Consider the following 16498-nt stretch of genomic DNA (forward strand, 5'->3'; position numbering starts at 1 on the left):
CCGTACACAAAACCACGACCGGCAAACCCCTCATAACAACCACCCACATCAAGCGCCACAGCACCCACCGGCGGCCACACCGACACATCAAACCCGACGTCGACCGGCCCGGCACCGCCGGCCACCAGCGTCCCTGTGGCGTGCCGCGTCCAGCTCTGCTCACCGGCGCCGTCCTGACGGGAGTGCACGGCGACCGGGCGCCGGTCCCCCGACCCGTCGCCGGATCCGACCCGTACCTGTACCAGAACGGTGCCGTCCTCGGGCAGGATGAGCGGGGCCGCGAGGGTCAGCTCCTCGACGCGGTCACAGCCGACCTCGTCACCCGCCCGGAACGCCAGCTCCAACAGCGCCGTCCCCGGCAGCAGAACCCGGCCCATCACCGCGTGATCCGCCAGCCACGGATGGGACCGCACCGACAGCCGCCCCGTGAACAACAGTCCTTCTCCCTGGGCCAGTTCTACTGCCGCTCCCAGCAGCGGATGCCCGGCCGCTCCCAGACCGGCAGCCCGTACGTCGCGCGCGTCGGCCGTCCGGGGCGACGGCCAGAACCAGCTGTGCTGGAAGGCGTACGTCGGCAGATCGACCCGGGCCGCACCGGTACCGGCGAAGAGCGCCGGCCAGTCGACGCGGACGCCCCGTACGTGCAACTGCGCGAGCGCGGTGAGGGCCGTCTGCTCCTCCGGCCGGTCCTTACGCAGAAGAGGCACGCTCGCCACGTCAACGCCGTCGGGCACAGACTCCAGCGCCAGAGCCGACAGCACCCCATCAGGCCCCAGCTCAACAAACGCCGACACCCCCACATCGACCAGCGCCGCCACACCATCCGCGAACCGGACGGCCTCCCGCACATGCCGCACCCAGTACTCGGCGCAGCCCACCTCGCCGGGCTCCGCCACCGCCCCCGTCAGGTTGGACACCAGAGGAATGCGGGGAGCCTGGAAGGCGAGCGTCTCCACCACGGCACGGAAGCCGTCCAGCATCGGGTCCATAAGCGGCGAGTGGAACGCGTGCGACACCCGCAGTCGGCTCGTCTTCCTGCCCTGCGCGGCAAGCCGACCGGCCACCGCCGCAACGGCGTCTCCCGTACCCGAAATCACCACGGACGAAGGCCCATTCAACGCAGCAATCGACACACCGGCCGACAGCAGCGGCACGACCTCGTCCTCGGACGCTCCTACGGCCACCATCGCGCCACCGGCGGGCAGAGCGGCCATCAGCGAAGCCCGCGCCACCACCAGACGACACGCATCCTCCAACGACAGCACACCCGCCACATGCGCAGCGGCCACCTCACCAATGGAATGCCCGGCAACGAAATCCGGTACGACACCCCACGACTCCACCAACCGATACAACGCCACCTCAACCGCAAACAACACCGGCTGAGCAACACCCGTACCATTCAACGCATCGGCATCATCCCCCCACATCACGTCCCGGAGCGAGCGCCCCAAGCCCTCCTCCAACAACCCCAGTACGGAATCCAACGCACCCGCGAACACCGGGAACCGCCCGTACAACTCCCAGCCCATCCCCAACCGCTGCGAACCCTGACCAGAAAACAGAAACGCCCGCTTACCACCCACCACAGAACCCGACACCACCAACGGATTCGCCCCACCATCGGCCAACGCCGACAACGCCTCCACACCACCATCCACCGACCCCGCCAGCACCACCGCCCGACGCTCGAACACCGACCGCCCCGCCACCAACGAGAAACCGACATCCACCGACCGCAACCCAGCCCACGACCGCACAAACGACAACAGCCGACCCGCCTGATCACCCAACGCCTCAACCGACCGACCCGACACCACCCACGGCACCAACCCACCCGCAACTTCGGCAACCTCGGCAACCACAGGGCTGGAGACCACCGGCTCCGGCTGTTCCAGAATCACATGCGCATTCGTCCCACTGATCCCGAACGACGACACCCCCGCCCGCCGAACCCGGCCCACCTCCGGCCATGCCACAGTCTCCGTCAACAACTCCACCGCACCCGCCGACCAATCCACATGCGACGACGGCTCCGACACATGCAACGTCCTCGGCAACACCCCATACCGCATGGCCAACACCATCTTGATCACACCTGCCACACCAGCAGCAGCCTGCGTATGACCAATGTTCGACTTCACCGACCCGAGCAACAGCGGCTGCCCGCCCTCGCGATCGCTCCCGTACGTGGCCAGCAGCGCCTGCGCCTCGATCGGGTCACCCAACATCGTCCCCGTACCGTGCGCCTCCACCACATCCACATCACCCACCGACAAGCCACCACTCGCCAACGCCTGCCGAATCACCCGCTGCTGCGACGGACCATTCGGCGCCGTCAGACCATTCGACGCACCATCCTGATTCACCGCCGAACCCCGCACCACAGCCAACACCTCATGACCACGACGCCGAGCATCCGACAAACGCTCCAACACCACCACACCCACACCCTCGGACCAGCCCACCCCATCAGCCGACTCCGAAAACGCCTTCGACCGACCGTCCGGCGCCAACCCACGCTGCCGCGAAAACTCCACAAACGTCGACGGCGTCGACATCACCGTCACACCGCCCGCCAACGCCAACCCACACTCACCACCACGCAACGCCTGCATCGCAAGGTGCATACCGACGAGCGAGGAGGAGCACGCGGTGTCGACCGTGACCGCGGGGCCTTCAAGGCCCAGGGCGTACGAGACACGGCCCGAGGCGACGCTCGGGGCGCTGCCGTTGCCCCGGAAGGCTTCGTACTCCTCGCCCGTGAGCAGGGGACCGTAGTCGTTGTACATCACGCCGACGAAGACGCCGGTCCTGCTGTCGCGGAGCGAGAGCGGGTCGATGCCGGCCCGCTCGATCGCCTCCCACGACGCTTGGAGCAACAACCGCTGCTGCGCATCCGTCGCCATCGCCTCACGCGGACTCATCCCGAAGAACCCAGGATCGAACTCCCCTGCCTCATGCAGGAATCCACCAGCGCGCACATGCGTGGTGCCGGGGCGGTCTGGGTCCGGGTCGTAGATCCCCTCGATGTCCCAGCCACGGTTCGTCGGGAAGCCGGAGGTCGCGTCGGCTTCCTCCATCACCAGCTTCCACAGGTCCTCGGGGGTGGTCACACCGCCCGGGTAACGGCAGGCCATACCGACGATCACGATGGGATCGTCGGCCACCGCCGGCAGTACTCGGTCCGCAGCACCCGCAGCCGTGTCCACGACAACCGCATTCACGTCCGGATCCATGTCCGCGTCCGCGCCCAGCAGTTCCTCGCGCAGGTGGCGGGCGAGCGCGCTCGGAGTCGGGTAGTCGAAGACCATGGTCGCGGGCAGGCGCAGGCCGGTCACGGTGTTGAGCCCGTTGCGCAGTTCGACCGCTGTCAGGGAGTCGAAGCCGAGGTCCTGGAACTGCCGGGTCGCCTCGATCTCCGTCGCGTCGGTGTGTCCCAGTACCCGGGCGATCTGCTCGCGTACGAGTCCGAGGAGGGTCTCGTGGCGTTCGGTGTCGTTCAGCCCGGCCAGGCGCAGGGCGAGGCCGTCGGCCGTCTCCGAGACACGGCCGGCGGCTCGCCGGGCCGGGGTACGGATCAGGCCGCGCAGGAGCGCCGGAACGTCTCCCCGGGCCTTGAGCGCGGGCAGGTCGAGACGTACGGGTGCCAGGGTGTCGAGCCCGGTGGCGAGGGCTGCTTCGAAGAGCGCGACACCCTGCTCGACCGTCAGCGGTGGCATGCCGGAGCGTGCGATGCGTTCCATATCGACGCCGGTGAGCGCGCCCGTCATCCCGACGTTCCGCGTCCACGGTCCCCAGGCGAGGGACACGCCGGGCAGTCCGGTGGCCCGCCGGTGGATGGCGAGGGCGTCGAGGAAGGCGTTGCCGGCGGCGTAGTTGGCCTGTCCCGGGCTGCCGAGGGTGGCGGCGACGGATGAGAAGACGACGAACGCGGCCAGTTCGAGGCCGAGTTCGCTGGTCAGATCGTGCAGGTGCCACGCCGCGTCGGTCTTGGGCCGCAGCACGGTGTGCAGCCGCTCCGGGGTCAGGGAGCCGATCACACCGTCGTCGACCACTCCCGCCGTGTGCAGGACAGCGGTCAGGGGGTGTTCGGCCGGGACGGCGGTCAGGAGTTCGGCGAGGGCGGCACGCTCGGTCACATCGCAGGCGGCGACGGTCACCCGGGCGCCCAGGGCGGTGAGTTCACCGACGAGCTGTTCGGCTCCGTCGGCCGCGAGGCCGCTGCGGCTGGCGAGGAGCAGGTGCCGTGTCCCCCGTACCGCGACCAGGTGCCGCGCCAGCACACCGCCGAGGCCGCCCGTACCGCCGGTGATCAGGACCGTGCCCTCGGGATCCCATACGGCCGGCTCCCGGCCCGTCATGGGCTCTCCGGAGGCAGGCGCAGGCGCGGGTACGGGCACGGAAGCCGGAGCGGGTACGCGGGTGAGACGGGCCGCGAGCAGCTCACCGCCCCGTACGGCGAGGTCCGGTTCGTCGGCGGCAACCGCGAGGGCCCTGACGAGCGCGGCGGCGCTCGCCACGTCGCCGAGGTCGAGCAGGCCGAAGCGGCCCGGGTTCTCGGTGCGTGCGGTACGTACGAGACCGTGCACCGCGGCGGCGGCGAGGTCGGCGCCGGTCGTGGCGCCGCGTGTCACGAACACCAGCCTGGCACCGGCGAACCGGGCGTTGTCGAGCCACCCCTGTACCTGTCCGAGGACGCGGGCACCGAGTGCGTGTGTCTCCTCCGGCACACTGCGACTAACACCGCCTGCGGCAGCGATCAGGACAACCTCCGGTACGGGCCCGTCCGAGGCCGCGAGTGACGCCAGGTCGGGATGGGCCGTAACCAGGGTGTCAGAGGCGCGGAGGGCGTCGGCCAAACCGAAGGCGTCCTCGGCGACCACCGCCACAGCCGCCACCGTTCCCGCGCGCCGGACCTCGGTCCACTCAACGCGGAACAGCGAGTCGCGGTGAATCGCCCCCGGGAGCTGCCCGTCTGCTGCAAGGCCTTCGGCCGGGACTTCCCGGGAGACCAGCGAGTCCACGGACAGCACCGGGCCGCCCGCCATGTCGTACACCGCGATGGAGACCGCGTCGTCGCCCACGGGCGCCAGCCTGGCGCGCACCGCCGATGCCCCGGCGGCCGTCAGTGTGACGCCTTCCCAGGCGAAGGGCAGGCCGCCTCGGCTGATGGCTCCCAGGTCGGTGAAGGCCGCGGCGTGCTGGGCCGCGTCCAGGAGCGCGGGATGCAGCCCGAAGGCGCCCGCCTCCGTGTCGCTGCCTTCCGGCAGCGCGACCTCGGCGTACACCTCGTCGCCCTTGCGCCACGCGGCGCGCAGACCACGGAACGTCGGGCCGTAGTCGAAGCCCAGTGCGGCGATCCGCTCGTAGCAGCCGTCCAGATCGACGGGCTCCGCACCGGCCGGCGGCCATACGCCGGCATCGAACCCGGTCGCTACCGCCCCATCAGCCTCAGCGGTCCTCGTCCCGTCGTACGGCGCGAGCACTCCCGTGGCGTGCCGCGACCACGGCAGGTCCGGGGCGTTCTCGGCGCGCGAGGAGATGGTCAGCGGGCGCCGGCCCGCCGGGTCGGCGGTGCCGACCCGTACCTGAAGCTGTACGCCACCGTGCTCGGGCAGGGCGAGCGGCGCGGCCAGGGTCAGCTCCTCGACGCGCTCGCAGTCGACCTGGTCCCCGGCGCGTACGGCGAGTTCGACGAACGCGGTGCCGGGGAGCAGGACACGGCCCGCCACGCCGTGGTCGGCGAGCCAGGGGTGGCTTCGCACGGAGAGCCTGCTGGTGAACAACGCGCCTTCGCCGTCGGCCAGTTCGACGGCCGCGCCGAGCAGTGGGTGTCCTGCCGCGTCGAGTCCGGCGGCCCGCATGTCGCCGTACGCACCTCCGTACGCGCCTCCGTTCGCACCGCCGTTCGCGGAGGCGGCCGGCCAGTACCGCTGGTTCTGGAACGGATACGTCGGCAGGTCGACGCGCCGGGCGCCGGTGTTCTCGTAGAGCGCGGCCCACCGCACGGTCGCGCCGCGCACGTGTACGCGTGCGAGGGCGGCGAGCGCGGTCCGCTCCTCCGCGCGGTCCTTGCGGAGGAGCGGCACGATCTCACTCCCGTCCGGCAGGGAGTCGTGGGCCATGGCGGCGAGCACACCGTCGGGGCCCAGCTCCAGCAGGGTGGTGACACCGCGCCCGGTGAGGGTACGGACGCCGTCGGCGAACCGTACGGCCTCGCGGACATGCCGCACCCAGTAGTCGGGGGTGCACACCTCTTCGACCTCGGCGATCCGGCCGGTGAGGTTCGATACGACCGGGATCCGGGGCTCCTGGTACGTGAGTGACTCGGTGACGGTGCGGAAGGCGTCGAGCATCGGTGCCATGCGGGGCGAGTGGAAGGCGTGCGAGACGCGCAGTCGGCCGGTCCTGCGGCCGAGGGACTCGAAGTGGGCGGCGATGTCCTGTACGGCGCTCTCGTCACCGGCGATGACAACGGACTCGGGCCCATTGACCGCGGCGATCGACACCTCCCCGCCGACACTGCCGACACTGCCGACACTGCTGACACAGTCGGCGCCCCGGCTTTCGCCCTGCCCCTCGTCCCGGCTCTCCCCCCACTCGGCGTCCCTGTCCGCGATCCGCTCGCGCACCTCGTCCTCGGTGGCGCGTACGGCGATCATCGCGCCGCCCGGGGGCAGTTGGGCCATCAGCGAGGAGCGGGCCGCGACCAGCCGGCACGCGTCCGCCAGCGAGAACACACCCGCCACATGCGCGGCGGTGATCTCCCCGATGGAGTGGCCGCCGACGAAGTCTGGGGTGACACCGAGCGATTCGACGAGCCGGTACAGGGCGACCTCGACGGCGAACAGTGCGGGCTGCGTCCACCGCGTCTCCGCCAGCAGACCGGCGTCGGTCCCCCAGACGATGTCGCGCAGCGGCCGGTCGAGGTGGGTGTCCAGTTCGTCGGCCACGGCGTCGAAGGCGTGGGCGAAGGCCGGGAACCGTTCGTACAGTTCACGCCCCATGCCGAGCCGCTGGGATCCCTGGCCGGAGAAGAGGACGGCGAAGAGCCCGTCCCCCGCTACACCCGCCGCGCACTCCGCCTCGTCCGCCGCGCCCCCCGCCGCGCCGGATCCGTCCGTCACCAGCAGCACGGCCCGGTGTTCGAAGACCGAGCGTCCGGTGGCGAGCGCGTACCCGATGTCGAGGGGCCGGGCGCCCGGGTTCCGCTCGACGAACGCCGTCAGCCGCTCGCGCTGTGCCCGCAGCGCCGCCGCCGTACGGCCGGACAGCACCCAGGGAACGACAGCCGGCCCGGCGAGCGACGCCCTGGCGTCCGCGTCGGCGTGCGTGACCTCGGGCGTGACCCGGGACGTGGCCTCGGGTTCCGCCGGTGCCTGCTCCAGGATCACGTGCGCGTTCGTACCGCTGATCCCGAACGACGACACACCGGCCCGCCGGGCACGTCCCGTGTCCGGCCAGTCCACGGCCTCGTCCAGCAGCTCGACCGCGCCCGCCGTCCAGTCGACGCCGGTCGTCGGCACGGCCGCGTGCAGGCTGCGGGGCATCACACCGTGCCGTAGCGCCATGATCATCTTGATCACTCCGGCGACTCCGGAGGCGGCCTGGGCGTGTCCGATGTTCGACTTGACGGAGCCCAGCCGCAGCGGGTGTCCCGCGGCACGGTCCTGACCGTACGTGGCGAGCAGCGCCTGCGCCTCGATCGGGTCGCCCAGCGTCGTCCCCGTACCGTGCGCCTCGACGATGTCCACGTCGGCGGGCGCCAGCCGGGCGCTCTCCAGGGCCGCGCGGATCACCCGTTGCTGCGAGGGGCCGTTGGGGGCGGTGAGGCCGTTGGACGCGCCGTCCTGGTTGACGGCGCTGCCGCGCAGGACGGCCAGGACCGTACGGCCCGCGCGCCGCGCGTCGGAGAGCCGTTCCAGTACGAGGATGCCGGCGCCCTCGGCCCAGCCCGTACCGTCGGCGGTGTCGGCGAACGGCTTGCAGCGGCCGTCGGCGGCGAGGCCGCTCTGTGAGGTGAAGGAGACGAACGGGCCGGGGGTCGCCATGACGGAGGCGCCGCCGGCCAGCGCCATGGTGCACTCGCCGTTGCGCAGCGCCTGGGCGGCCCAGTGCAGGGCGACCAGCGAGGAGGAGCAGCCCGTGTCGACGGTGACGGCGGGGCCCTCGGCGCCGAGCGTGTAGGAGATCCGGCCGGAGATGACGCTGGCGGCGTGGCCGGTGGTGGCATAGACCTCCGCGTCCTCGTCGGAGGCCGTGATGACCTCGCCGTAGTCCTGCCCGGTGGTGCCGACGAAGACGCCGGCCCGGCTCGCCCGCAGGGTGGCCGGGTCGATGCCGGCGCGCTCCAGCGCCTCCCAGGCCACCTCAAGCAGGATGCGCTGCTGGGGGTCCATGGCGACGGCCTCGCGCGGGGAGATCCCGAAGAAGCCGGGGTCGAACCCGGCCGCGTCGTCGAGGAATCCGCCCTCCTGGGCGAGGCTGCGGCCGGTGCCGTCCCCGGCGAGCCGGTCCAGGTCCCAGCCCCGGTCGGCGGGGAACGGGCCGATGACGTCCCGGCCGTCGGCGACCAGCCGCCACAGGTCCTCGGGGGTGGCCACGCCGCCCGGGAAGCGGCAGCCGATGCCGACGACGGCGATGGGCTCGACGGCTGCGGCCACCAGTTGCTGGTTCTGCTGCCGCAGCCGCTCGATCTCCTTCAGGGACGTCCGCAGCGCCTCGACGTACTTGTTGGTGGACGTGCTCATCGTTGGCTCCAGACAGCTTTCGGGTCGAGGCTGAGTCGGTGTCAATGCCGTTGTTCGGTGGCGGTGTTCGATGGCGGTGTTCGATGGGGTGTTCAGCGCCGTTGCTACTGGCCGGTGGCGAGCCGGAGGAGGCTCTCGGCGTCCATGTCGTCGAGGGAGTCCGTGCCGCTGACGTCGCTCTCGGGGCCGCCTGCCGCGTCGGGACCCCCGCCGGGGTCGGCGGGCTTGGTACCGGGGGCCGTGCCGAGCGCGGTGCCGGTATCAGCCAGGCTCAGCACCAGGTCCAGCAGCCCCGCCCGGCGGAGGCTGCTGACGGACACGGACGCCAGGGCGTCACGGATCCGGGCGTCCGGATCGTGGGCGGCGATCCGGTCGTCGTCGCCTGGCTCCCCGGCCGTGTCGCCGAAGAGCAGCGAGCCGAGGTGGCGGGCGAGCGCGGTGGGCGTCGGATGGTCGAAGACCAGGGCGGCGGGCAGGGACAGGCCCAGCGCCGCCCGGAGCCGGTTGCGCAGTTCCACGGCGGTGACGGAGTCGAAGCCGGTCTCGCGGAAGGCGCGGTTGGCCGGGACGGCGTCGGGGGTGTCGTGGCCGAGGGTCGCCGAGGCTTCGGCGCGTACGGCGTCGAGCAGGGCCCGGCCGCGTTCCGCCGCGGCCGTCGCGTCGAGCCGCTGCCGCAGCGGCGGTACGGTGACCGCGCCGCCGCCCGCCGGAGGTTCGGCACCGGCCGCGAGCGCCCTGACCGCGGCCGGGATGCCGGCGAGGAGGGGGCTGGGCCGGGTCGCGGTGAAGCTGGGGGTGAACCGCTCCCAGTCCATGGAGGTCACCGTGAGGGTGGTGTCGCCGTCCTCCAGCATGCGCTGGAGCGCGCCGATCGCCGATGACGGGGCCATCGCGCGTACGCCCTGCCTCCGCAGCCGCTCGTGCACCTCTTCGACGGTCGCCATGCCGACGTCGGCCCAGGTGCCCCAGGCGACGGAGGCGGCGGGCAGTCCGGCGGCCCTGCGGTGTTCGGCGAGCGCGTCGAGGAACGCGTTGGCCGCCGCGTAGCCGGGCTGGCCACCGCTGCCCCAGACCGCCGCGCCCGAGGAGAACAGCACGAAGGCGTCGAGGTCGAGGCCCTGGGTGAGTTCGTGCAGATGCAGTGCGGCGGTCAGTTTGGCCCGCATCAGCGCGTCGAGCCGGTCGAGGGTGAGCGCCGCCACGGTGGTGTCGCCGTCCGCCACTCCTGCGGCGTGGAACACCGAGGTGAGCGGGGTGTCGGCGGGGATCGCGGCGAGGACGGCGGCCAGTGCGCCGCGGTCGGCGGCGTCGCAGCGTGCGACGGTGACGCGCGTTCCCGACTTCTCCAGTTCGGAGCGGAGTTCGGTGGCGCCGGGCGCGTCGTCGCCGCGTCTGCTGGTCAGCACCACATGCTCCGTGCCGCTCTCGGCGAGCCAGCGGGCGATCCGGCCGCCGATGCCGCCCGTTCCGCCGGTGACCAGGGCCGTGCCCCGGCCGCGCCACCTGCGACGGGGGGCGGACGTGAGAGGTGCGGCATGGACCAGCCGACGGGCGTGGAGCCCTGAGGTACGGATGGCGATCTGGTCCTCGGCGGGGGCGGCGCCCGGTTCGCGTCCGTCCGCCCCTTCCCGTACTCGCGCTCCGGCGGCGAGTACGGCGGCCAGCCGGGCGCCCGTCCGCGCGTCCAGCTCATCCGGGAGGTCGATCAACCCGCCCCAGCGGCCGGGGTGTTCCAGCGCCACGACCCGGCCGAACCCCCACAGCGCGCCCTGCACGGGGTGGCCCGTCCGGTCCTCGTCCCCCGCCGCGACGGCGCCGCGCGTCACACACCACAGTGGAGCGTCGAGTCCGGCGTCGCCCAGTGCCTGCACCAGTGTGAGCGTGAGGGCGAGTCCGCCGGGCACGGAGGCGAAGTCCGGGTGGGGTTCCTCGACGGTGGCCAGCAGGGAGAGCACGCCCGCGAACTCCGGTCCCTCCGCGGCGAGCGCGGTGAGCCGCCGGGCCCAGTCCGTACGGTTGGCGTCGCCCGCCCGGAACCGTACGACGTCCATGCCGTACCCCCTGTCCGGCCCCTCCGCCCTGTCCGGCCCCTCCGTTCCGTCCGGCCCGAGCGCGGCGATGACCGTGTCGGCCCAGGCGTCCCCCTCGGCGCCGCCGTCCTCCGGAACCGCCACCAGCCAGCGGCCGTTGGGGCGCGCGCCCGGTCCCGATCGCTCCGGCAGCCGGGTCCAGTCGACCCGGTAGCGCCACTCGTTGACGGTGGCCAGCTCCCGCGCGCTCGCGCGCCACGCGGACAGGGCGGGCAGGACCGCGCCGAGCGAGGCGAGTCCGGCCCCGTCCGCAGCGTCGACCCCCAGCTCACCTGCCAGGGAGGTCAGATCCTGGCCCTCGACCAGCTCCCAGAACACCGCGTCGGCCGAGTCAGTCCCGTCGCCGTCACCGCCACCGTTCGCGGTCGTGGTGGCGGCGGCGGCCGGCGGCTGCGGCCAGTAGCGGCGGCGCTGGAAGGCGTACGTGGGCAGCTCGACCGGCGGGACACCGTCGCCCGCCGGAAGGGCCGCGAGCCAGTCCGCGGTGGCGCCGTGCACATGTGCCTCGGCGAGGGAGGCCAGAAAGCGCCCGATGCCCCCCTCGTGCCTGCGCAGGGTCCCCCGCACCACGGCCGCCGAACCGACGGCGAGACCTGAGGCCGCCTCGTGCGCCTCCTGGGTCTCCTGGATGGGCCCGGCCAGCACCGGATGGGGGCTCACCTCGATGAAGACCCGGTGTCCGGCCGCCAGCAGCGCCCGGGTCGCCTCCTCCATCCGTACGGTCTGCCGCAGGTTCGTGTACCAGTAGGCGCCGTCGAACGCGGCCTCCGCCAGCCGGGCGCCAGTCACCGTCGAGTAGAAAGGCACCTCGGGGACCGCCGAGGTGATGGGGGCCAGCACGCGCGCCAGCTCGTCCCTTACGGCTTCGACCTGTGCGCCGTGCGAGGCGTAGTCGACGGGGATCCGGCGGACGCGGACGCCCTCCCGCTCACACACGGTGTGCAGTTCGTCGAGCGCGTCGGCGTCGCCGGAGACGACGACCGACGAGGGCCCGTTGACGGCGGCGACGGACAGCGACTCCCCCCAGGGCGCGAGCAGTTCGGTCACCCGATCGACCGGCTCTGCCACCGACATCATGCCGCCGAGGCCGGAGAGCCGGGGCAGGGCCCGGCTGCGCAGGGCGACGACGGCGGCGGCGTCGGCCAGGGTCAGGGCGCCGGACACATACGCGGCGGCGATCTCGCCCTGCGAGTGGCCGACAACGGCCGCGGGCTCGACACCGTACGAGCGCCAGAGCGCGGTGAGTGCCACCATCATCGAGAACAGCGCGGGCTGGACCACATCCACGCGTTCGAGCAGCGCGGGGTCTCCGTCGCCGGACAGCACATCACGGAGCGACCAGTCGATGTACGGATCGAGCGCGGCGGCACACTCCGCCACGGCCTCCGCGAACACATCTGACGCGGCGAGGAGTTCGCGGCCCATGCCCCACCACTGGGAGCCCTGGCCAGGGAAGACGAACACGGGCCCCGCCGGGCTTCCCTCACCGACGGAGCCACGGATCACACCGGCCGCGGAGCGCGCCGTGGCCAGCGCTTCGAGAGCGCGCGCGCAGTCGTCCCCGCTCGCGCCGAGGACCACGGCGCGGTGGGCGAAAGCGGTCCGGGTGGTGGCCAGCGCCCGGCCGACGGCGGCGGGCGACAGCCCGGGCCGGTCGGTGACATGGGCGAGGAGCCGGGCCGCCTGGGCACGCAGCGCATCCTCGGACGTGGCGGAGAGCAGCCACGGAATGAGAGCCCCGGTCTCGCCCGGGACGTCCCCGGCGGCCTCCGGCGCCGACGTCCGTTGCTCCTGAGGCGCCCGCTCCTCCTCCGGCGGCTGTTCCAGGATCAGATGGGCGTTGGTACCGCTGATCCCGAACGACGACACACCGGCGCGGCGCGGCCGGTCGGCGGTCTCCGGCCAGTCGAGCGGTTCGCGCAGCAGCTCGACCGCACCGGAGTCCCAGTCGACATGGGTGGACGGGGTCTCCGCGTGCAGTGTCTTCGGCAGGACGCCCGCCCGCATGGACAGCACCATCTTGATCACACCGGCGACCCCGGCGGCGGCCTGTGTGTGCCCGATGTTGGACTTGAGGGAGCCGAGCATGAGCGGCCGTGCCGGGTCGCGGTCGCGGTCCTGGCCGTACGCGGCGAGCAGCGCCTGCGCCTCGATCGGGTCGCCCAGCTTCGTACCCGTGCCGTGCGCCTCCACCGCGTCCACGTCGGACGCGGCCAGACCGGCCGCCGCGAGGGCCTGGCGGATGACGCGCTGCTGGGAGGGGCCGTTGGGGGCGGTGAGGCCGTTGGACGCGCCGTCCTGGTTGACGGCGGAGCCGCGTACCACGGCGAGGACGGGGTGCCCGTTGCGGCATGCGTCGGAGAGCCGCTCCAGCAGGACCAGCCCGACCCCCTCGGCCAGTGTCATCCCGTCGGCCGCGTCGGAGAACGGCTTGCAGCGGCCGTCGGCGGCGAGCGCCCGCTGCCGGCTGAAGCCCACGAAGGCGCTCGGGGTGGCCATGACGGCGGCACCGCCCGCGAGGGCGAGGGTGCTCTCCCCTCCGCGCAGTGACTGGCACGCCAGATGGATCGCGACGAGCGAGGACGAGCAGGCGGTGTCGACGGTGACGGCGGGGCCCTCGAACCCCAGCAGATACGACACACGTCCCGACAGCACACTGGCCGCCGTCCCGGTGACCATGTGCACCTCGGAGCCGTCGGCGCCGTTCTGCGCCCGGGTCGCGTAGTCCTGGTAGCTCGCGCCGATGAACGTACCCGCGGCGCTGCCGCGCAGTGCGGCCGGCGGAATCCCCGCACGTTCGAAGGCCTCCCAGGCGGTCTCCAGCAGCAGCCGCTGCTGCGGGTCCATGGACACCGCCTCGCGCGGCGAGATCCCGAAGAACCCGGCGTCGAACTCCGCTGCCTCGTGCAGGAATCCGCCGCGCGTGGAGTACGTTCTGCCCTGCCGGTCCGGGTCGGGGTCGAAGAGGGCTGCGGCGTCCCAGCCGCGTTCGGCGGGGAACTCCGAGATCACGTCCGCGCCGTCGAGGAGCAGCCTCATCAGCGCCTCGGGCGAGTCGGCGCCGCCGGGATAGCGGCAGCTCATGCCGATGATGGCGATCGGGTCGTCGTCGGGTGCCGGGCCCGCCGTATTCGTTGGACCCGTCGCTTCCGACAGGGCCGGTGCGGCCGATGCGACGGGCTCGTCACCGAGGGCGACGGACTTCACATGGGCAGCCAGCGCACGGCAGTTGGGGTGGTCGAAGACCATCGTCGAGGGCAGTGCCAGGCCGGTGGCGGCCACCAGGCGGTTACGCAGATCGACGGCTGTGACGGAGTCGAAGCCGATGTCCCGGAAGGCGCGCCGCTCGGGGAACGTCTCGGCGGACGCATGACCGAGGACGCCGGCCGCCTCCGTACGGACCAGCCGCAGCAGGAAGCCGTCGCGCTCGGCGGCGGGCAAGGCACGCAGCCGCGCGGCGAGATCACCGGTCTCCGTGCGGCCGGGGGCCTGCCGGTCCGCTGCGTGCGCGGTGAGCCGGCGCCGTACCTCGGGGATCGTGTCAAAGAGGGTGGTGGGGCGGCGGGCGGTGAAGACGGGGTGGTACGTGTCCCAGTCGATGTCCGTGAGACCGATGACGGTCTCGTCGTCGGCGAGGGCGTTCCCCAGCCCGGTCAGCGCCAACCGGGGTTCCAGATAGCGCAGTCCGCTGCGCCGGATGTGGTGCGGATCGGCCAGTTCGCGTGCGGCGTCGTCGGGCCACTTGCCCCAGTGCACGGCGGTGGCGGGCAGTCCACGGGCCCGGCGGTGGACGGCGAGGGCGGCGAGGTAGGCGTTGCCGGCGGCGTAGGCCGCGTGGTAGCCGCTGCCCCACATGCCTGCCGTGGAGGAGTAGAGGACGAAGTCGTCCAGTTCTTCGTTGTCGAGCAGCTCGTCCAGGTGCCGGGCGCCGGCGACCTTCGCGTGGACGACATCGGCGAAGGACCGCATCCCGGTCTCGTCCAGTGTGTTCAGCTCGATGACGGCGGCCGTGTGGATGACGGTGCGTACCGTACGGCCGTCGGCCTTGAGCCCGGCGAGCAGCTCGGCGACGGCGGCCCGGTCGGTGACATCGCAGGCCACGGCGGTCGCTTCCGTACCCGACTCGGCCAGCTCCGCCACGAGTTCGGCCGCGCCGGGAGCCTCGGGGCCCCGGCGGCTGATCAGGACGACGTGCTCGGCGCCCCGGGCGGCCAGCCAGCGCGCGAGGTCGGGGGCGAGGGTCCCGGAGCCGCCGGTGACGAGGGTGGTGCCGCGCGGCTTCCAGGTACGTGAGCCGGTGAAGCCGGGGAAGCCCGTGGAGCCGGGCCTGCCCGGGGCTCCGGCTGGGGCTCCGGCCGTCGCGCCGGCTCGGACGATTCTCCGGCCGAAGACTCCCGTCGTACGGAGGGCGAGTTGGTCCTCGTCCCCGAGGGCGCCCGCGAGAGCCGACACCAGTCGGCCGGCGGCCCGCCCGTCGAGTACGCGGGGGAGGTCGATCACACCGCCAATACGGTGCGGATGCTCCAGCGCGGCCGTCCAGCCGACCCCCGCCACCTGCGCCTGAAGAGGAGCGGTGACGGTGTCGGCGGGGCCGGTGGAGACTGCGCCCCGGGTCAGGAACCACAACGGTGCGGCCACCTCGGCGTCACCGAGCGCCTGCACCAGGGACACCGACAGCGCGAGCCCCAGCGACAGCCCCGGGTACCGCGAACCGGGCTCTTCGGCGGCGGCAAGCAGCGAAACGATGCCCGCGACCTGGCCCGGCTCCCCCGGCCGCTCCCCCCATCGCCCGGCGAGGACCTCGCGCTCGGCACACTCCTCGTCCAGCACCAGCCGGACTACATCCGCGCCCGCTCGGCCCAGAGCCCCGACCACGTCGCTGTCGTCGGTACCTGTGGCCGAGACCACCACCCATGTCCCGGACAGGGCCGCTTGCGGGACCTTGCCGACCGGCACCCACGAGACCCGGTAGCGCCAGGAGTCCACGGTCGTACGGTCCGTGCGCGACCGGCGCCACGACGACAGTGCCGGCAGCACCGCCGCCACCGCACTCTCCTGCGCGCCTTCCCCCGTGCCAAGAACGGACGTCAGGGCCGGAAGATCCTCCCCCTCCACCGCCGCCCAGAACGCGTCGTCGAGGGGATCGACGGCGGCCGTTGATTCAACCGACGCCTGCGGCATGTTCCAGAACCGTTCGTGCTGGAAGGCATACGTGGGCAGGTCCACCCGCCGAGCCCCCGTGCCCGCGAACAGACCGGCCCAGTCGACCCGTACCCCCCGCACGAAAACCTCGGCCGCCGACAGCAGGAACCGCGCCGCACCGCCCTGATCACGACGCAACGTACCCACGGCGACGCCGGTGACCTTCGCGGCCTCCATCATGTCCTGGACCGGCATTGTGAGGACCGGGTGGGCGCTCACCTCGATGAACGCGCGGTGCCCACTCGCCAGCAACTCCCCCACCGCGTCCGCGAACCGCACCGTCTGCCGCAGATTCCGGAACCAGTACCCCGCATCCAACCCCGCCGTATCCAGCCAACCACCCGTCACCGTCGAAAAGAACGGCACCTTCGACGACCGAGGACACACCGACCCCAGCACATCCAACAACTCATCCTCAAGATCCTCCACATGAACCGAATGCGACGCATAATC

Annotated in this window: 2 protein-coding genes; both read right to left on the reverse strand. The window is 72.5% G+C overall.

All coding sequences use genetic code 11. The features are described from left to right. On the reverse strand, positions 1–8753 hold an 8753-nt coding region (locus AB0389_RS37100), incomplete at its 3' end, for a type I polyketide synthase (protein ID WP_366399997.1). A 104-nt stretch (positions 8754–8857) separates the two neighbouring features. Next, a partial coding sequence (locus AB0389_RS37105) for a type I polyketide synthase (RefSeq protein WP_366399998.1) occupies positions 8858–16498 on the reverse strand: 7641 nt, incomplete at its 5' end.

Origin of the sequence: Streptomyces sp. NPDC093109 (genome assembly GCF_040701725.1) — a bacterium.
Classification (GTDB): domain Bacteria; phylum Actinomycetota; class Actinomycetes; order Streptomycetales; family Streptomycetaceae; genus Streptomyces.